The sequence below is a fragment of the Hyphomicrobium sp. MC8b genome, assembly GCF_905067615.1.
GTDB lineage: Bacteria > Pseudomonadota > Alphaproteobacteria > Rhizobiales > Hyphomicrobiaceae > Hyphomicrobium_B.
In genome coordinates this window covers 495,459-512,338 of the sequence record NZ_LR898465.1, presented here as the reverse complement: position 1 = coordinate 512,338, position 16,880 = coordinate 495,459, and the positions used below count along the sequence as shown (strand labels likewise).

Below are 16,880 nucleotides of genomic sequence, written 5' to 3'. Positions count from 1 at the left end.
TCTCCCGACCTTGTCCCCGCGACGAGGGCCGTTATGGCTCGTCTTCTTCGCGTTTGCCCCCTGCTCTCCGCGCGGGGATCGCAGTATGAAGCACGTTTTTGCGCTGCAATGAAGAGGGTTAGTCCGCAGTTAATATTCGCTCAATTCCTCTTTAACGGGAGAACGATATTTTAGCTGCCTAATCCGCCCTATATGGGCCTCTAGGACGCACGCAATGCAAGACTTTTGGTGGCAGCTCCAGGACGTCGATTCCATCACTGTCTATATTTCCCTCGCATTTGCGGGCGCCGTCTGTCTGTTTATTCACGAGATTGTCGGCTCGCCAACGCTCGCTTGGCTCTCCACGCCCATTCTAGCGGCTGGAGGCATCCTCGCCCCTACCCTTCTGGCCCAACAGTTGATTACCCTTTCGTACGATAAGACCGTCAACACCGCGATCTCGGTGGCGATCGGGACGCTGGCCGCATTGTTTCTTATTCTCATGGGCAACTGGCTTTGGGCGCTTTTCACCGAATACCGCGTGAGCCGGACGAAGCTCGTCGCCATCCCATCCAGGCCGCCGCGCATCCGCCGCTAGGCTGATTGCATCGCCGCCGACAAAACCGCCGCAACCCGAAAACGCGGCGAACTGCCGATTTTGCTGTATCGCCGCAATCGGTTACTTTAGGTCTTTTCCAGTGTCTTTGACCCGAGCCTAAGGGGCACCCTTTCGATGTCGGATAAAATCGTGCGCGACAAGCCGTGGCTGTTCCGGACCTACGCCGGACACTCGACCGCTGCGAAGTCGAACGCGCTCTATAAGAAAAACTTGGCAAAGGGCCAGACGGGCCTCTCGATTGCTTTCGATCTCCCGACTCAGACCGGCTACGATTCCGACCATGAGCTTGCCCGTGGCGAAGTCGGCAAGGTCGGCGTCCCGGTCTCGCATCTGGGAGATATGCGCACCCTGTTCGCCGATATCCCCATCGAGCAGATGAACACCTCGATGACGATCAACGCCACGGCGGCTTGGCTGCTGTCGCTCTACATCGCCACAGCCGACGAGCAGGGTGCCGACCGCAGGAAGCTGCAGGGCACCATTCAGAACGACATCATCAAGGAATACCTGTCGCGCGGCACCTACGTCTTCCCGCCGGAGCCGTCGCTGCGTCTCATCAAGGACACGATTGTTTACTCCTACCAGCACGTGCCGAAGTGGAACCCGACGAACGTCTGCTCTTACCATCTGCAGGAAGCAGGGGCCACGCCGGTGCAGGAACTCGCCTACGCGTTGGCGACCGGCATCGCTGTTCTCGACACCGTGAAGGCTTCCGGCGAGGTGCCCGAGAAAGACTTCGGCACCGTTGTCGGACGCGTCTCCTTCTTCGTGAATGCCGGCCTCAAGTTCATTACCGAAGTCTGCAAAATGCGGGCGTTTAACGAACTTTGGGATGAAATCACGCGAGACCGCTACGGCGTCACGGACCCCAAGAACCGCATGTTCCGTTATGGCGTGCAGGTGAACTCATTGGGCCTGACTGAGCCCCAAGCCGAAAACAACGTCTACCGCATTTTGATCGCTGCACTCGGCGTTACGCTCTCCAAGAACGCGCGCTGCCGCGCCCTTCAGCTTCCGGCATGGAACGAGGCGCTCGGCCTTCCGCGGCCATGGGATCAGCAGTGGTCACTGCGCATGCAGCAGGTCCTCGCCTACGAGACCGACCTGCTTGAATTCGGAGACATCTTCGATGGCTCGGCTGAGATCAAGCGCAAAGTCGACGCCTTAAAAGAAGAGGCGAAGAACGAACTCCAGACGATTGAACGCATGGGCGGCGCCATCGCCTCCATCGATTACATGAAGCGCAATCTCGTCGAGAGCAACACCGCTCGGCTGTCCGCCATCGAGTCAGGCGAACAGGTTTTGGTCGGCGTCAACAAGTGGACCGAGACAGAACCTTCTCCGCTTGGCGCAGGTGAGGGAGCGATCCTCGTCGTCGATCCAGCCGTCGAGATCGATCAGGTCGAACGCCTGAAGTCTTGGCGCGCGTCGCGCGACGACAAGGCCGTCGCCAAAGCACTCGCAGATCTCGAAGCCGCCGCGAAAGAGGGGCGCAACATCATGGAGCCCTCGATCGCTGCCGCCAAGGCCGGCGTGACGACGGGCGAATGGGGCGGCCTGTTGCGCAAAATATTTGGCGAGTACCGCGCTCCGACCGGCGTCTCGCAAGCTGCCGTCGCGCGCGATAGCGCCGCCTTGGAAGAGGTGCGAAAATCGGTCGATGCAGCCTCCGAGAAGCTGGGCCGCCGCCTGAAGTTCCTCGTCGGCAAGCCCGGCCTCGACGGCCACTCGAACGGCGCCGAGCAGATCGCCGTCCGCGCCCGCGACGTCGGTATGGAAGTCGTCTACGAGGGTATTCGCCTCACCCCAAGCCAGATTGTTCGCGCCGCAGTCGATGAGTCGGTTCACGTCGTCGGCCTGTCGATCCTCTCCGGCTCGCACGTCCCGCTCGTCAAAGACGTGATGGATCGCATGCGCAAGGAAGGCTTGGAAGACGTCCCGGTCGTTGTCGGCGGCATCATCCCGCCGGAAGACGAAAAGACGCTAAAGGCCTTTGGGGTCGCTGCCGTCTATACGCCCAAGGACTTCCAGCTGAACGACATCATGGCCGATATCGTGAAGCTCGTGGATCGCTACGCGAAGGCAGCCTGACGACGGAGGCTCATTGTCCTCTCCCGGATCCGGTCGCCCGCCGCGGCGACCGGCGCGGAACGCGTGTCGCCGCAGCCCCTGAAAAGAATCGATGAAGACCTGGGTCGTCCTCTTCCTGATCTTGCTTGCCGCAGGCATCGCCTGGGGCCTCGCCCGTGATCTGTTTTCGCGAGAGAAAGGGGCGCTCACCGGCACCGTCGTCGCCGTCGACCGAGGGAATCCGGTGCCGAAATGGTTCCCAGCCACCCCGCCGCGGTTCAAAGTGCGGCTGCCGGACGGCCGTATGATCGACGTGGCGACCAAAAATCCCCAAAGCTTTCCCGTCGGCGCGGACATATCCATCACGGAGTGGATGACACCCTGGGGCCAGGTCTGGTACACGCAGCGCGATTAAGGGAGGGGCCCTTGCGCGAAGAAACTAGAAAGCGTCTTGAACGAGCACTCTGGATTGACCGCGCCAAAATGGCCGCCATCGGCCTCGGCATCATCGCGGTGATCGGCTTGGCATTCAGCTACGAAGAGCTGGATCTCAAGGTCGACAACAAGGACATCGGTGGCACAGTCACGGACCTGGAGCCCCTGGTTTCCAAGCAGAATTCGGCTGACGGCGAAAATGTCATCGTCCGCCTGGACGACGGCCAGCTCGTCCGCGTGCTCGCCTATAAATCCCGTAACCTCAAGATCGGCGACAAAATCCAGGTCGTCGAGCACCACCACGCTACGGGCCGGGTGACGCATACCCTCAGATAACCGCTTGCCCTGCGTTGACGTGGCGACAACGGCCGTTATAAGTCGCCGCTTCGCCCCGTTTCCGGGGCGGCTTGCCTCAGTGGCGGAACGGTAGACGCGGCAGACTCAAAATCTGCTATCCGCAAGGGTGTGGGGGTTCGAGTCCCTCCTGGGGCACCATTTTTTGCTGGCACGCTGCCAGGCACCCCCTGCGCGCGAGACATTTCGCGGTGCTGAATTCCTTAAGCGATTGGACGCCCGCAGTCGGGCACCGCCGGCCTGGAAAAAGCCTACCCCTCACGCCGTAACAGCTGATCGACAATTGCTGTCGGAAAAGGTCGGGGTTGAAAACGCGCGGTAACGGCATCGCGATCGTAGCAGGTTGCGACCCACTGTCGAAAATCAAGCCCCCGCGCCTCGCCTTCGGCGCGATAGGCCTTGATGACCTCTCCGAGAATCCCGGCGCGCGAAGTGCGCAAATGGCCGAAGCGAAGCGACAGCTGACGCATCGCGTCATCGGCGCGGCGGCCCTCGCTCGCCATGAGATAAACGGCCGCGACGAAACCACTCCGATCCGCGCCCGATTTGCAGTGAACCAGCGCCGGATACTCGATTGATGAAAACAGATCTATCAGCGCGAGCAGATCGTTCCTGTAAGGCGCCTCTCGACCACGAATGCCGACCTTATAAAGTTCGAGACCGAACCGCTCACAGGCTTCTTGCTCAAGGGGCCAAGGCCGGAACGGGAACCCCCCGCGCACACACAGCACCGTGCGAATGCCGCGCCGTTTTTCCCGCCGTAAGTCACCGGGAGTCGGCTGTGCAGAGCGCCACAAGCGCTGATCGACCCGATGCCGGTTGCAATAGCAGAGCCGCAGCAGACCGTGATCGACAAAAACAAGATCGAACCAGGCACGCACCCGATCGGCAAGGGTCAACACCGGTCTGGGAGCAAAGCCCTTCGTTCCGACACCATTTGCTCTATCGACGACTTCGTCCATCAATCTCGCGCCGGGATTTCAGTCGGTTAGTACGTGTAAATCACAACAATGACGCGACGACGATGCCCCAAACTGCCCAAAGACAGGGCGCATCCGCCGGAGCCATGCATCTATGCCTTTAACCTGGACCAAAGGGCAATTGCAAATCTCCGACGCAGATGCGCGAAGATAAAAAGAGCATGCAATTTCAGCTACATAGATCCACGTCTCGAACGCGCTACTCTGCATCGAAATGCGCGTCGTCATACTCAGCTAGAACCCCTAGGCAAAAATGGCTATGTCGTCTGTTCACGCCGTAGCGTCACCGGCTCGTGGGCGCCGCTGACCCTCCCGAGACCCAAGAGGGCCAGGAACGTCAGTGTGGCGGCCGCGGTGAGATAAAGCCCGACGGCGTAAATCCCGTATTTCGTCGCCAGCGTCGTCGCGATATAGGGCGCCAGCGACGCACCGAAGATGCCCGCCAGATTGAAGGCCAAAGACGAGCCGGTATAGCGAACGCCCACTGGAAACGGCTCCGACAGCGCCGTCCCCAGCGGCCCATATGTGAATCCCATCAATGCCAAGCCGATGATCATGAACATGATCACGCTGAAGGTCTGCCCCGATCCGAACAGCGTCTCGAACGATAATCCGAAGACACCGATCAGCGCCGTTGTCCAAAGCAGCACGGTGCGGCGGCCAAAGCGATCTGCGAGCCATGCCGAAAGCGGAATGGTCACGGCAAAGAAAATCACACCGAGCATCTGAATGGGCATGAATTCGTCGCGTGTGAAGTGAAGCGCGCTGATGCCCCAGCTTAAAGCGAAGACGGTCATTAGATAGAACAGCACGAACGTCGCCAGCGCACCGAACGTCCCCATAATCAAAAGCCAGAAATGCTGTGTCAGCACCGTCGCCAGCGGCACGCGCACGCGCTCGTCTTTCTCGAGTGCGCGCTGGAAAGCCGGCGTCTCGGAAATGCGTAGCCGGACATACAGCCCGACAAAAACCAGCACGGCACTCGCGATAAAGGGGATGCGCCACCCGAACGCCTTGAACTGCTCGTCCGTCAGCGTTTCGGTGATCAGCAGAAAGATGCCAGTCGAGCAGAGAAAGCCGATCGGCGCGCCGAGCTGCGGAAACATGCCGAACCACGCCTTCTTCGAGTCCGGCGCATTCTCGGTGGCGAGCAGCACCGCACCGCCCCATTCACCGCCAAGCCCGAGCCCTTGAAAGAGGCGGCACGCAGCAAGCAGCAACGGTGCCCAGATACCAGCTTGTGCATAGGTCGGCAGCAAGCCCACCGCGACGGTCGAAAGACCCATGGTGAGAAGCGCCGCGACGAGCGTCGCCTTGCGTCCGATGCGATCGCCGAAATGCCCAAACAGCATGGCGCCGATCGGGCGCGCGAAGAACGCAATGGAAAACGTCGCGAACGATTGCAAGGTCGCGGTCGTCGGATCGGCGTTTGGAAAGAAGAGGTGCGGAAAAACCAGCACCGCCGCCGTGGCATAGATATAAAAGTCAAAAAACTCGATCGCCGTCCCGGCGAGACTGGCCATCAGCACGCGGCGCGTAGAAACCGGTTTCGATCCTGTCAAAGGGCTCACCTGGCGAAAAGCGATTCGGACTGACGGAATATTTCAGCCGACGCCGAGGTCCGCAAGCCGAAGACGCTTCATCTTGCAATAGATGAACGGCAAATTATGACAGCGCGTCCGCCGTGATAGGCTGCCGGTCACGGTCCTTCCGTAACTGGCATTCGAGCACGGCTTCCCGCTCAGCAAGGTGAAAATCTGTGTCCGCATTCGATATCGGCGCTATTATTCTCATCCTCGCCACCGTCGTCGGTATCATTAACGAGCGCTATTTCCGCATCCCGAGCGTGATCGCGCAATTGCTTGGCTCATTGCTGCTTTCGCTTCTCGTCCTGCTTGCCAGCCACACGATCGAAAATTTCCACATCGCCGCGCTGATCGAAGAACGCATCGGCGGCGCGCACCTGCCGCGCGTCTTGCTGGACGGTCTTCTCGCGTTGCTGCTTTTCGCGTCGAGCTTGCACGCGAACCTTCGCGATCTGCGCATTAACGCCGTTGCTGTATTCAGCCTCGCGACGTTGGGCGTGATGCTCTCGACGGCGATTTTCACATTCTCGTTCTGGGGCGTGTTGCATCTTTGGGGCATGGCAATTCCCCTTGCCTGGTGTTTCCTGCTCGGAGCGATCCTGGCTCCGACCGATGCCATCGCGGTCGAAGGCCTGCTCAAGTCTGCGCCGCTCCCGCCGTCTTTGAAATCGACCATCGTGGGCGAAAGCCTCTTCAATGACGGGACGGCGATCGTATTGTTTCTGTCGGCGCTGGCCGTAATCGCGGGCGACCGAAACGTCTTCGGTCACGGCCGGTTTCTGTCGGCGATGCTGGTCGAAGGAGGCGGCGGCATCTTGCTCGGTTTAGTGACTGGATTTCTCGTTTCGTGGCTGATGACCATCATCAAGGACGACGAGATCGCGATAATCGCCTCTCTCGCATTGGCACTTGGAACTTATCGGCTGGCAACGAGCATGGGATTATCCGGCCCGCTTGCCGTCGTCATTTGCGGCATCGTTCTCGCCAACCGGCCCATGTCGAAAATTGACGACGATGAAAGACAGCGGAAAATCCGCGTTTTCTGGTCACTGGTCGATAGCGTTCTCAACGTGCTCTTGTTTGTCCTGCTCGGCTTTGAGATTCTAGCGATGACCGTATCGCAATTCGCCATCGTCTCGGCGGCAACGGCGATCCCGCTTGCGTTTCTCTCTCGCTTCCTGAGCGTCGGACTTCCGCCGTGGCTCCTGCGACGGAATACGAAAGAGCCGCTGAAAACCCCATTCCTTTTGACCTGGATTGGACTGCGCGGCGCGATTTCAGTTGCGTTGGTTCAAATCGCGCCGCAAGGCCCCTACACCGATGACCTGATCGCTGCTTGCTACGCCGTCGTGATTTTCACCATCGTCGTGCAGGGACTTCTGGCGCCGCGCGTCATCGTAGCACTCTACGGAACTCCGTCCGACGGAAAAAGCGAAGCGGCAAAGACTTCGTGACTTGCGGCCTCAACGGATCATATAGACTTTGCGGACGGTCTCGTGGACGGTGCAGACGCCCTTCCAGTCCTGCGGAAAAAATGCAGCCGTTCCCGGCAAAATCTCGATCACTTCGCCATCGTCGCGAATGTACGTGCACCGGCCTGAGAGGAAATGGCAGAACTCATCGCGCGTCACATGGCATTCCCACTTTCCCGGCGTGCACACCCAGATTCCGCACTCCGACTCGCCATTCGCGTTCTTATGCAGCAGCTTGCCCGACGTCTGCGATTGCCCTTCGAGCATCGTCGGGATGACACCCCAATCCGCAAGATCGGTAACGTTTTCTGGGTTGCGTATAATCGGTGTGGTCACGGATTTGTCCTTGCTGGATGGATCGTTCAACCGTCGTAGCGGCCGCTTTGAAGCAATGCCTCGATGATCGCCGCGGCTTTCTCCGGGCCGTTTTGTGCGAGCATCTGAGCGCTTGTCTTGGCAAGCTTTGCCTGCATTGCCGGATCGTGCAGGCAGGCGTCAAGCTTGGTCGCCAGTTCTTCGTCGCTCCAATCGTAACGCGGCATCTTGAATCCGTGCCCCGTCTCCTCGACGCGCATGGCGTTATCGTGCCCGTCCCAAACATAGGGCATGATGATAGCGGGCTTCCCGAAATAGAGGCACTCTGTGAACGAGTTGTTGCCACCGTGATGAATGACGGCATCGACCTGCGGAATGACCGACGGCTGCGGAAACCACTTATCGATGACGACGTTCGGGGGTACGGACTCATATTGGTCCATGTAATCGCCGACGTTGACGAGCGCGCGGTATGGCAGCGTGCCCATCACCCCGATAATCCGCTTCAGGAGTTCGGTGTCGCCCGATCCGAGACTACCGAACGAAACATAAATGAGCGGCTTGTCGTTGTTCGCTGCAAACTCCGGAACCTCGTAGGGCTTCTCCTTACGTACACATCCTTCGAGATACTGAAACTGCGATGGCGTCAGAGGCTCGCTGCGGCTGAACTTTGCGGCTTCCGGATAAAGCAGCAGGTTCATGTAGGGCGAAGCCTCGAAGAACTGGCCAATCGGATACGGCGCTTCGTTGCAGTCCGCCAGAAATGCATTGAAATCGTCATGAATGGGTTTGATCACGTCGTTGAAGTGATCGCGATACCGCTGATGGCCTTCGGTATCGTTCTGCGCACATCCCGAAAGATGCGGAGGAATGGCCGGATCCTCGATCTCGTTTTCCGAGCACGAGATGATCCGCACCCACGGCTTGCCGAACTGCTTGATCGCGGGAAACAGGATCACGTTATCGACGGCGATGAGATCGGGGTTGAGCGTGCTCAAGACGCTGGGCAGATCCTTCTGCGCCCATTTCGCGCTATCGACGATCGCGGTCCAACAATCCTTCACATAGTTGTCGATCTGGTCGTACGGGGATTTGCGGAAATTCGGGATATGCCCGTTGATGAAATCGATCCAGAACTTGGCCATCTCTTCCGGCGGCATCGGCTCCGACAGATTGACAGGATGAGCTTCAAAACCATACGAGCGATAAACGTCGACGAAACCGGGATCCGACAGAAAAACCGCTTTATGTCCACGCGCCTCTATGGCCTGAGCAATACCCACCGAATTAAGCGCCGGCCCGTAGGCGGCCTCTGGAAAGAACGCCACCGTTTTCTGCTCGGCCATCCGCACCCCGCTCCCTACCAGCCCGATCACCGGTCGATATCATCAACCGGCGGACCAAGCTTCGGCAAGAGGGAACTGAGCGCTTACGCGCTCAACCGGTGATCGCAGGAATGCCGCGGGCAACGACGTAGACGCCGACCACGGCCACGATCGCGGCGAAACTTTGCGACAGCAGACGCTTCTCTTTCGCCAGCGCCGAGCTGGCTTGCCGTCCGATAAGACCACCAATGACACCGCCGGAAATGAAAAGTCCGACAAGCTGCCAATCGACAAATCCCGACAGCGCATAATTGCCGGCCGTCGTGAAACCGAAAGCTGCGACGCAGAACAGTGATGACCCGATGGCGAAAATCATCGGCATGTTCGTTGCAGCCATGAGCCCTGGAACGATAAGGAAGCCGCCGCCGATCCCAAAGAACCCCGAAACGGCGCCGACCAGGACGCCATAACCCAAAAGATAGGGCAACAGTTTCGGCGCGCTTTCAGCGGTCAATTCGACTGTTTCGTTGCCGCCGGAATGTTTCTTCATGAACATCATCCCGGCAATGACAAGCATGAGAATGCCGAAGAACAGCAGCAGCTTTTGGCCGTCGACCTGCTTTCCGAGTTCCGACCCAAGTGCGGCTCCGACGATACCGGCCGCGGCAAATACGATGGCGCACCGCCATTTGACATGATCGTGCCGCGCATGATCGACAAGGCTCGCGACGGCACTTAGGGCCACCGCAACGGCGCTGGTGCCGATCGCCACATGCGGGGACTGCACGCCGACAACGTAGACGAGCAAAGGAACGGCTAGAATCGATCCACCGCCACCGATCAATCCCAAAACGAATCCGACCAGCGAACCGGAGAAGACGGCTAGAAGATTGTGTTCCATGAATTCACGGCCTTCCCGTTAGGCCATGACTTTGGGCTTTGCCATCCACTCGCGGCCCTTCAGCATGGCCTGCCAGTAGATCGGCGGGAGAATGCGTTCCTTGAGAAGCCAAGCCGCTCGCGATGGTTTGCGACCATCAAGCAGCGCCGATGGGAATGACGGCGAAAGCTTGCCGCCATAAGTGAACTCGGCAAGCACGATCTTTCCGCGTTCTACCGTGAGCGGGCAAGAACCGTACCCATCATAGACGCACTGGCTTTGGCGATACCCCATGTCATGAAGAACGTTTTCGGCGACGACGGGCGCCTGTTTGCGCGCCGCGGCCGCAGTTTTCGCGTTCGGCGTATTGGTGGCGTCGCCGAGACCGAAGATGTTTTTGTACGTCTTATGTCTCAGTGTCGATGGATCGACATCCACCCATCCTGCAGCATCGGCCAGAACACTAGCACGAATGAAATCCGGCGCGATCTGCGGCGGACAGACGTGCATCATGTCGAATGACTTTTCGACTATCTCTTTCGTGCCATCCGGCAAAGCCTTCGCGAAACGCGCGCGCTTCGCCGGACCGTCGACCGAAACTAGATTGTGCCCGAAGTTGAGCTGCACATGGTAGCGCTCAATGTAGTTCATCAAGGCGGGTACATAGTCGGGCACGCCGAACAGCACCGCACCGGCGTTATCAAACTCGATGTTGATCTTGTTGAGGCATCCAGTCCGCAGCCAATGATCGGCCGACAGATACATCGCCTTCTGCGGCGCTCCTGCGCACTTGATCGGCATTGGCGGCTGGGTGAAGATCGCCCGCCCCGCCTTCAGCCCTTTGACCAGCTCCCATGTATAAGGAGCAAGGTCGTAGCGGTAGTTCGACGTTACGCCGTTCTTGCCGATCGTCTCCGTCAATCCTTCGATACCGCCCCAGTTGAGCTTCAACCCGGGACAAACGATGAGATGATCGTACCGGATTGCGCGGCAACCTTCGAGCACCACGCTATTGTTGTCCGGATCGAAACCGGCAACCGCGGCCTTGATCCACGTCGCCTTTCGCGGCAGCACGGAACCCATCTTCCGCACGGTTTGCTCAGGCGTAAATACGCCGCCACCAACGAGCGTCCAGCCCGGCTGATAATAGTGAACGTCGGCCGGATCGATGATCGCGATTTTCAGATTGCCCTTACGCGCGAACAAACTTCCCGCAACCGCAGCGCCTGCAGCGCCGCCGCCGACAATGACGATATCGTATTTTTCGACCGGGCCACTCGATGCGATCCGGCCGCCTGTAGCGATGCGACTGGCAACGCCGGACATGTCGTAACCTGCCGCACTCGCCTTCGACAGAATGTCGGCCATCGGCATGCGGCCGGCCTCGGCGAGCGCCCAAAGCGTGGTGCTGCGCGTGCCGGTCCGGCAGTAAGCAAGAATAGGTTTGGGCATATGCGCAAGGGCTGCGCCGAACTCCACGGCATCGGCATCGCTGACCTTGCCGCTTTCGACCGGCACATACCGTGCCGTCAGTCCACTCGCTTTCGCAGCCCGCTCGATTTCGGCAAATGAGGGCTGATCCGACCCTTCGCCATCAGGCCGATTATCAATGATCGACTTGAATCCCATGGCCGCCAGCTCGGCAACATCTCCGGGCAAAATCTGAGGCGAAACCGAGAGATCGTCGGTAAGCTTTTTAGGGGTCATCACGAGGTCCTATGGCGAAAATCGAAAAAGGCGGGGGATTAGAGTTCGTTGATCGGCACCTTGAGCTGTCGTTTGCCGTTGGCGTCGGCATCGGGAAGGTTGCCGCCGCGAATGTTGACCTGAATGGACGGAATGATCAGCTTGGGCAGCGCCAGAGTTTCATCGCGCGCCGTCCTCATCTGGACGAATTCGTCCTCGCTGACACCGTCGTGGACATGAATATTGTGCGCACGCTCTTCCGCGACCGTCGTTTCCCATTTGATGTCGCGGCCATTGGGGCCGTAGTCATGACACATAAACAGGCGCTCTTCCGGCGGCAGAGCCAGAACGCGTTTGATCGAGTGGTAAAGCACCCGTGCGTCACCACCCGGAAAATCAGCCCGCGCCGTGCCACCGTCTGGCATGAAAAGCGTGTCGCCAACGAACGCGGCGTCACCCACGACATGCGTCATGCATGCAGGCGTATGTCCCGGCGTCAGCATCGCGAACGCCACCATTCCGCCGATCGTATAGGTATCGCCGTCTTCGAAAAGGCGATCGAACTGGCTGCCATCACGCCGGAACTCGGTGCCGTCGTTGAAGATTTTACCAAATACTTCCTGCACGATCTTGATGTTCGCGCCGATCCCGAGCTTACCGCCAAGCTTGCCTTGAATGTACGGCGCCGCCGACAGGTGATCGGCATGTGCATGCGTCTCGATCAGCCATTCGACCTTCAGGTTATGATCCTGAACGAAGCGAATGATCTTATCGGCCGACTGATAGCTGATGCGGCCCGCCGCGTAGTCGATATCCATGACACTGTCGAAGATCGCGCAGGCGTCCGACTTCGGATCTTTGACGACATAGCTTACTGTGTTGGTCGCCTCGTCGAAAAAGGCGGTGACCTCCGGCTTGACTGAGAGATCGACGGGGTGGGGGATTTGATCCATCGCTGTGCTCCTCGAACGCCCCTCGCGGCGCTTTGTTATTTGTTCTTGCCGGCAGCCTTGGCGCAGCATCCGCAGGTGCTGACGCCGGCAAGCTGATAGGCCGGACAGAACCGTGCGAGACCGGTCAAAAACGGCACCAGCCCCACAAGGCCCCAAAGCGTTTTCGGTCCGACGAACACAAGGCTCAAAAGGATCAGACCGACGACAATCCTGAGCATCCGATCGAACATCCCGACATTTGGGCTCATAGTAGCCTCCGAAATGAAATTCCAGAGACTGGTCTAATGTTAAAAAAAAACTTCGTATGTGATCAAGTCACATAGCAAAATACTAATGCATAGTGGCGAGCTGACGCAGGCCCCCCGGATTGGTCAAGTCAATGCTACCTCTGGATGTGGTGACCCATCCGCGGCGCTGAAATTCGTTCAATTGCCGCCCGATCACCTCGCGCGCCGACCCAAGCTCGGCCGCGAGTTGCTGATGCGTGATTTCGATATGTCCAGCCGCGTCCGCAAGTTGCAGCAAGCGTTGCGCCAGCCGTTCGTCGATCCGTGAGAACGCCACCTCCTCGATGAGCTTGAAGAGCGTCGTGACGTTGACGCTGAAAGCCGTGAATACGAACTTCCGGAAAGCGGCAGAGCGCGCAATGGCTTCGTCAAACGTCGCTCTCGGAATGGCGACGGCCGTCACCGCTGTCTCAGCCACGCCTTCAGCCTGATAGTCCTCATATCCCATCAGGCAGGCCGTGGTCAGCGCACAGCTTTGCCCGGCGGCGACCCGATAGAGCACGATCTCGCGACCGTTCTCAGAGACTTGCTGCACGCGAACCGTCCCTTCGAGCAGCAGCAGATAATTTTCCGGCGATTGTCCCGGCCCGAAGATCCGCGTCCCGGCCGGCAAATCCACGACCATGCTGGTGCGAAGAAGTAAATTCGTGATCTCCGGTTCAAGGGACTTGAGACCCGGAAATTTTGATGTCCACTGATGATCTGCCATAACGAACTCTTCGCGCTGCGCAATAAACGCTGATCATCGGCATATGTCGCGATTGACCGGCGTTGAGCATGACGCACGATAACCAACAAAATTTCGAAAAAAGCCAGCAAGAATAACCGCCCGCTCACACCGAAACGTCTACAGGCGTAACAGTACTCAATTCCGCAGCGCAAACAGGAACCAGATAGGCCGCCCAGTCGTTCTTTCGACAGGTATTCGGAGGAAAAAACATGACATACGAAGATCCGCAATCCGGACGTGAACGCAATTTAGGTCAAGACGACGTTGGTAATTCGACGGGATCATTGATCGTCGGCATCGTCTTCCTTGCTGCGATCGTCTTTGGCGGTTGGTACTTCTATAACCAAAGCCAGAAAGTCGCCGATACGACCGCAACGCAGCCCGCTACCTCATCGACCGCAGAGAATTCCAACGCGACGATGTCGCCGCAAAGCTCAGGTCCGGGCGTTGAAGGCGCAGCCGGCAGCAAGAACGGCCCGGCAGCGCAGCCTGGAAACAGCAGCTCTTCGACGGGTGCCTCATCGGGTAACACAGGCGTCGGCGGCGACAACACCAACATCGACAAGTCGACCCTCCCTTCACAGGATGCAACCGGCGTAAAGGGTGACGAAGGTAGCAAGAACGGTCCGGCAGCGAATACGCCCGCTCCGTCAAACAACAGCAACAGCACGACAACTCCGCCAACCAATCCGTAACCGCGGATCAACATGCCGGCATGAGAAGCTCGCCCCGCCGGGGCGAGCTTTTTTCGTTCTAGAACTTCTGCGAAACGCCGACGAAATATCCGCGCCGCGGACCGTACTGCGGCGCGAACACGCCGATGCCTTCGCCATCGCGGATCGTGTAAACCTCATCGAACAAGTTGACGACATCGAAACGCACCGTCGTCGGGCGTCCGAACAAATTCGCAAACTCATGCGAGATCCCGAGGTTGACTTGCGTGTAGGCCGGAACGCTCGCACCGTTCGGAACGTCGTCAGTATCGGTACGCAGCCCACTGCCGTAAATCATGTCGATGCTGAGCCGCGTCCCATCCCACAGGTATGAAAACCCGGCCGACGCCGTAATCGTCTGCGAATGGTCGGTGAAGATGTAATGGTCGGCAATGAACGCCAGATCATCCGGATCGATCAGGAACTGGTTGGAGATGATATTCTTGCCCTTCTGCTGGCCGATTGCGACATTGCCATAAGCGCTGAAATTACCCCAATTGTATTTGGTCGTAATTTCGATGCCCTTATTGACGGCCTTTTCATAGTTGAAGGCATCGAGCACAAGAGCAGCGCCGAACTGCCCGTCATCGAGAAGATCATGCGCTAGCTTGTAGTAGGCATCGACGCCGACTTCGAGCCCGGGAAAAATCGTCTGCGTAATGCCGGCGTCGAAGTAGTGCGACCGCTCAGGCTGCACGAGCCCGCAGCCGCCTGCCGGACAACTGCTTGCCGCGACAGTCCCATCGAAGAGCGCAATGTTTGTCGGCCCGGACGCCACTTGCGGGGGCGGTGTGAAATACCGGGCATATCCCGCATGCAGTGTTGTTCCTTGGAACGGACGGTATTCCAAACTGACCCGCGGGCTCCACTGATTGGCATCCACGTATTCGTACATCTGGTCGAAACGCAGACCGGCATTGAGCGTCAACTTGTCGGTCAAACGAATTTCGTCTTGTGCATAGACGCCGATCAACCAGCCAAGTTTCGAAGTCTCGTCGAGCAGCCCATTCTCGACAGAGCCATCGTCGGTGATCACAGACGAATTGCTGATCGCTTTCGTCTGCTCGGCGCTGACGGTGAACCCGGCCCGCAATGTGTTGTACGCATTCAGCCGATACGAGCCGTCAGCTTGCACGCCATTGAGGAAACTGCGCCGCTGGACATCCGACGCGATGCCGTTGAAGAACAAGTCACCCGTATCGTCCGGCTTGAAATGCAGATCGCTGTAACGTGAGAAGTACGCGATTTGATAATCGCCGTTCTCGATCTTCTTCTGCAGCGCGATCACATCATAGTAGTTCTGCTCGAACTGGTTTTCGTTGAGCAGCGCCGAGTTGAAATAATTCGGAAGACCGCCATTACCTGCAAATGGCGTATCCGTCGGCAGCCCGGGCGTATTCGGAATCTGAAAATTTTGCACCGACACGCCGGATATCCAGCTCAACCGCGTCGAGTCATCGAGCACCGCGGAGACATAGCCGAACCCCTTCTCTTGATCGGTATGATCGTGAATGGCGTCCCGGCTCGACGTCGGGTTTTCAATCCCTTCATCGTTCATCAGATAGCGGCCGGTGAAAAAGTAATCGACCGCTCCGGTGCTGCCGCCATATTCGAGACTGGGCGTAAAGGTGCCGCGACTGCCGCCATAAAAGCCGATCGTGCCGCCCGGCTCCTGCGCGCCCGACCGCGTCGTGATGTCGACCAGCCCCGTGGTATGCAATCCGTACTGTGCCGGCAAAGCACCGGTCACCAGCGACAGATTGCTGATGAAGCTTGTTTCCAGCACATCGCTGAAGCCCGAAACGCCATCGGGAAGCAGAATGCCGTTGATCCGATATTGCACATTGGCGTGGTCGTTGCGCACATGGAGCTGCCCGCTCGCCGCCGAGTCCTGACTGACACCCGGCGCCTGCAGAAGCGCCTTGCTCACGGGCGTTTCCGTACCTTGCGGCAACGCGCGAAGCGCATCCTCACCGAACGAATACTGGTTCGTTCCGATCTGCGTGAAGATCTCGTTGCGCGCCGCGTTGAAGGCATTGTTCTGAAACACGAGCGGATTCTCGGCGCTTTGCGCTCCGCCAACGGACGGCTCTTGGCTCGGCGCCGATGGTCGCGCGTTTGCATGCGATGGCGGTGTTTTGGCGCGCCGAGCCGTTTTGACTTTTTTAGTCGCCGCCTTGGCGTTCGGCTCAGCCACGACGACGGCAGGAAGCTGCGCTTCCGTCGCATTGTCCGTCGTGCCCGGCGCAGGTGACGCCGTTCCCCCCGTCGTCTGCGCCGATGCGCTCGAAGCATGGATGACGCTCACACCCGAACACAGAGCGAGCATAAGCCCGCGCACTCTCGAAATAGCCATACCGGATCTTTCGTATTGTATGTTATAATATCCGATATAGAAAAGCGCGAGGCCAAACATGCAAGCGCGCGTGCCGTCGCGCCCTCCGAATCTGCGATTGCATGTTGTTGTGAAGCCACAAGCGGAGACGTGAGGCTTCA

General features: G+C 58.6%; 16 protein-coding genes and 1 tRNA gene. 7 read left to right on the top strand and 10 right to left on the bottom strand.

Annotated elements, in window-relative coordinates:
- Positions 1 to 214: 214 nt before the first annotated feature.
- The 5 genes from ACLB1Z_RS02470 to ACLB1Z_RS02450 all read left to right on the top strand — a co-directional run bounded on the left by ACLB1Z_RS02470 (position 215) and on the right by ACLB1Z_RS02450 (position 3,598).
- Positions 215 to 577, top strand: coding sequence for a hypothetical protein (locus ACLB1Z_RS02470; protein ID WP_409561890.1), 363 nt, complete (start codon positions 215 to 217; stop codon positions 575 to 577).
- Positions 578 to 712: 135 nt separating this feature from the next.
- Positions 713 to 2,689, top strand: coding sequence for a methylmalonyl-CoA mutase family protein (locus ACLB1Z_RS02465; protein WP_409561889.1), 1,977 nt, complete (start codon positions 713 to 715; stop codon positions 2,687 to 2,689).
- A 91-nt stretch (positions 2,690 to 2,780) separates the two neighbouring features.
- Entirely contained in the window at positions 2,781 to 3,083 is a 303-nt protein-coding gene (locus ACLB1Z_RS02460) for a hypothetical protein (protein ID WP_409561888.1), read from the top strand.
- An 11-nt stretch (positions 3,084 to 3,094) separates the two neighbouring features.
- Positions 3,095 to 3,439: a hypothetical protein gene (locus tag ACLB1Z_RS02455; protein ID WP_409561887.1), complete on the top strand. Its 345-nt coding sequence runs from the start codon at positions 3,095 to 3,097 to the stop codon at positions 3,437 to 3,439.
- Positions 3,440 to 3,512: 73 nt separating this feature from the next.
- Positions 3,513 to 3,598, top strand: a tRNA-Leu gene (locus ACLB1Z_RS02450).
- A gap of 110 nt (positions 3,599 to 3,708) precedes the next feature.
- Here ACLB1Z_RS02450 and ACLB1Z_RS02445 read toward each other — a convergent pair.
- Positions 3,709 to 4,419 carry a dual specificity protein phosphatase family protein gene (locus ACLB1Z_RS02445; RefSeq protein WP_409561886.1) on the bottom strand — a complete coding sequence of 237 codons (711 nt, stop codon included), beginning with the start codon at positions 4,417 to 4,419 and terminating at the stop codon, positions 3,709 to 3,711.
- 275 nt (positions 4,420 to 4,694) lie between these two features.
- On the bottom strand, positions 4,695 to 5,960 hold the full coding sequence (locus ACLB1Z_RS02440; protein ID WP_409563218.1) for an MFS transporter: 1,266 nt from the start codon (positions 5,958 to 5,960) through the stop codon (positions 4,695 to 4,697).
- Between the two features lie 236 nt (positions 5,961 to 6,196).
- Between ACLB1Z_RS02440 and ACLB1Z_RS02435 the strand changes: the two genes are divergently transcribed.
- Positions 6,197 to 7,477, top strand: a complete 1,281-nt coding sequence (locus ACLB1Z_RS02435; protein WP_409561885.1) for a cation:proton antiporter — start codon at positions 6,197 to 6,199, stop codon at positions 7,475 to 7,477.
- A gap of 9 nt (positions 7,478 to 7,486) precedes the next feature.
- Here ACLB1Z_RS02435 and ACLB1Z_RS02430 read toward each other — a convergent pair whose 3' ends face one another.
- The 7 genes from ACLB1Z_RS02430 to ACLB1Z_RS02400 all read right to left on the bottom strand — a co-directional run bounded on the left by ACLB1Z_RS02430 (position 7,487) and on the right by ACLB1Z_RS02400 (position 13,650).
- Positions 7,487 to 7,831 carry a cupin domain-containing protein gene (locus ACLB1Z_RS02430; protein ID WP_409561884.1) on the bottom strand — a complete coding sequence of 115 codons (345 nt, stop codon included), beginning with the start codon at positions 7,829 to 7,831 and terminating at the stop codon, positions 7,487 to 7,489.
- Positions 7,832 to 7,857: 26 nt separating this feature from the next.
- Positions 7,858 to 9,156 carry a glycosyltransferase gene (locus ACLB1Z_RS02425; protein ID WP_409561883.1) on the bottom strand — a complete coding sequence of 433 codons (1,299 nt, stop codon included), beginning with the start codon at positions 9,154 to 9,156 and terminating at the stop codon, positions 7,858 to 7,860.
- Positions 9,157 to 9,247: 91 nt separating this feature from the next.
- Positions 9,248 to 10,036, bottom strand: a complete 789-nt coding sequence (locus ACLB1Z_RS02420) for a sulfite exporter TauE/SafE family protein (RefSeq protein ID WP_409561882.1) — start codon at positions 10,034 to 10,036, stop codon at positions 9,248 to 9,250.
- Positions 10,037 to 10,054: 18 nt separating this feature from the next.
- A complete protein-coding gene (locus ACLB1Z_RS02415) occupies positions 10,055 to 11,722 on the bottom strand; it encodes a TIGR01244 family sulfur transferase (protein ID WP_409561881.1) in 1,668 nt (555 codons plus the stop codon).
- Positions 11,723 to 11,760: 38 nt separating this feature from the next.
- Positions 11,761 to 12,654, bottom strand: coding sequence for an MBL fold metallo-hydrolase (locus ACLB1Z_RS02410; RefSeq protein ID WP_409561880.1), 894 nt, complete (start codon positions 12,652 to 12,654; stop codon positions 11,761 to 11,763).
- Between the two features lie 35 nt (positions 12,655 to 12,689).
- Positions 12,690 to 12,902 carry a DUF2892 domain-containing protein gene (locus ACLB1Z_RS02405; RefSeq protein WP_409561879.1) on the bottom strand — a complete coding sequence of 71 codons (213 nt, stop codon included), beginning with the start codon at positions 12,900 to 12,902 and terminating at the stop codon, positions 12,690 to 12,692.
- A gap of 82 nt (positions 12,903 to 12,984) precedes the next feature.
- Positions 12,985 to 13,650, bottom strand: coding sequence for a Crp/Fnr family transcriptional regulator (locus ACLB1Z_RS02400; protein ID WP_409561878.1), 666 nt, complete (start codon positions 13,648 to 13,650; stop codon positions 12,985 to 12,987).
- Between the two features lie 230 nt (positions 13,651 to 13,880).
- On the opposite strand from ACLB1Z_RS02400, the gene ACLB1Z_RS02395 reads away from it, so the two are divergent.
- Positions 13,881 to 14,366: a hypothetical protein gene (locus ACLB1Z_RS02395; RefSeq protein ID WP_409561877.1), complete on the top strand. Its 486-nt coding sequence runs from the start codon at positions 13,881 to 13,883 to the stop codon at positions 14,364 to 14,366.
- A gap of 58 nt (positions 14,367 to 14,424) precedes the next feature.
- Here ACLB1Z_RS02395 and ACLB1Z_RS02390 read toward each other — a convergent pair whose 3' ends face one another.
- Positions 14,425 to 16,740 (bottom strand): TonB-dependent receptor domain-containing protein, encoded by a 2,316-nt coding sequence (locus ACLB1Z_RS02390; RefSeq protein ID WP_409561876.1) that lies wholly within the window; start codon positions 16,738 to 16,740, stop codon positions 14,425 to 14,427.
- Between the last annotated feature and the right edge of the window lie 140 nt (positions 16,741 to 16,880).

What these genes read in the sequence shown, in the direction of transcription:
- ACLB1Z_RS02470 (WP_409561890.1), top strand. Translation starts at nt 215, where the DNA reads ATGCAAGACTTTTGGTGGCAGCTCCAGGACGTCGATTCCATCACTGTC.
- ACLB1Z_RS02465 (WP_409561889.1), top strand. Translation starts at nt 713, where the DNA reads ATGTCGGATAAAATCGTGCGCGACAAGCCGTGGCTGTTCCGGACCTAC.
- ACLB1Z_RS02460 (WP_409561888.1), top strand. Translation starts at nt 2,781, where the DNA reads ATGAAGACCTGGGTCGTCCTCTTCCTGATCTTGCTTGCCGCAGGCATC.
- ACLB1Z_RS02445 (WP_409561886.1), bottom strand. Translation starts at nt 4,419, where the DNA reads ATGGACGAAGTCGTCGATAGAGCAAATGGTGTCGGAACGAAGGGCTTT.
- ACLB1Z_RS02440 (WP_409563218.1), bottom strand. Translation starts at nt 5,960, where the DNA reads ATGGCCAGTCTCGCCGGGACGGCGATCGAGTTTTTTGACTTTTATATC.
- ACLB1Z_RS02425 (WP_409561883.1), bottom strand. Translation starts at nt 9,156, where the DNA reads ATGGCCGAGCAGAAAACGGTGGCGTTCTTTCCAGAGGCCGCCTACGGG.
- ACLB1Z_RS02420 (WP_409561882.1), bottom strand. Translation starts at nt 10,036, where the DNA reads ATGGAACACAATCTTCTAGCCGTCTTCTCCGGTTCGCTGGTCGGATTC.
- ACLB1Z_RS02415 (WP_409561881.1), bottom strand. Translation starts at nt 11,722, where the DNA reads ATGACCCCTAAAAAGCTTACCGACGATCTCTCGGTTTCGCCTCAGATT.
- ACLB1Z_RS02410 (WP_409561880.1), bottom strand. Translation starts at nt 12,654, where the DNA reads ATGGATCAAATCCCCCACCCCGTCGATCTCTCAGTCAAGCCGGAGGTC.
- ACLB1Z_RS02405 (WP_409561879.1), bottom strand. Translation starts at nt 12,902, where the DNA reads ATGAGCCCAAATGTCGGGATGTTCGATCGGATGCTCAGGATTGTCGTC.
- ACLB1Z_RS02400 (WP_409561878.1), bottom strand. Translation starts at nt 13,650, where the DNA reads ATGGCAGATCATCAGTGGACATCAAAATTTCCGGGTCTCAAGTCCCTT.
- ACLB1Z_RS02395 (WP_409561877.1), top strand. Translation starts at nt 13,881, where the DNA reads ATGACATACGAAGATCCGCAATCCGGACGTGAACGCAATTTAGGTCAA.
- ACLB1Z_RS02390 (WP_409561876.1), bottom strand. Translation starts at nt 16,740, where the DNA reads ATGGCTATTTCGAGAGTGCGCGGGCTTATGCTCGCTCTGTGTTCGGGT.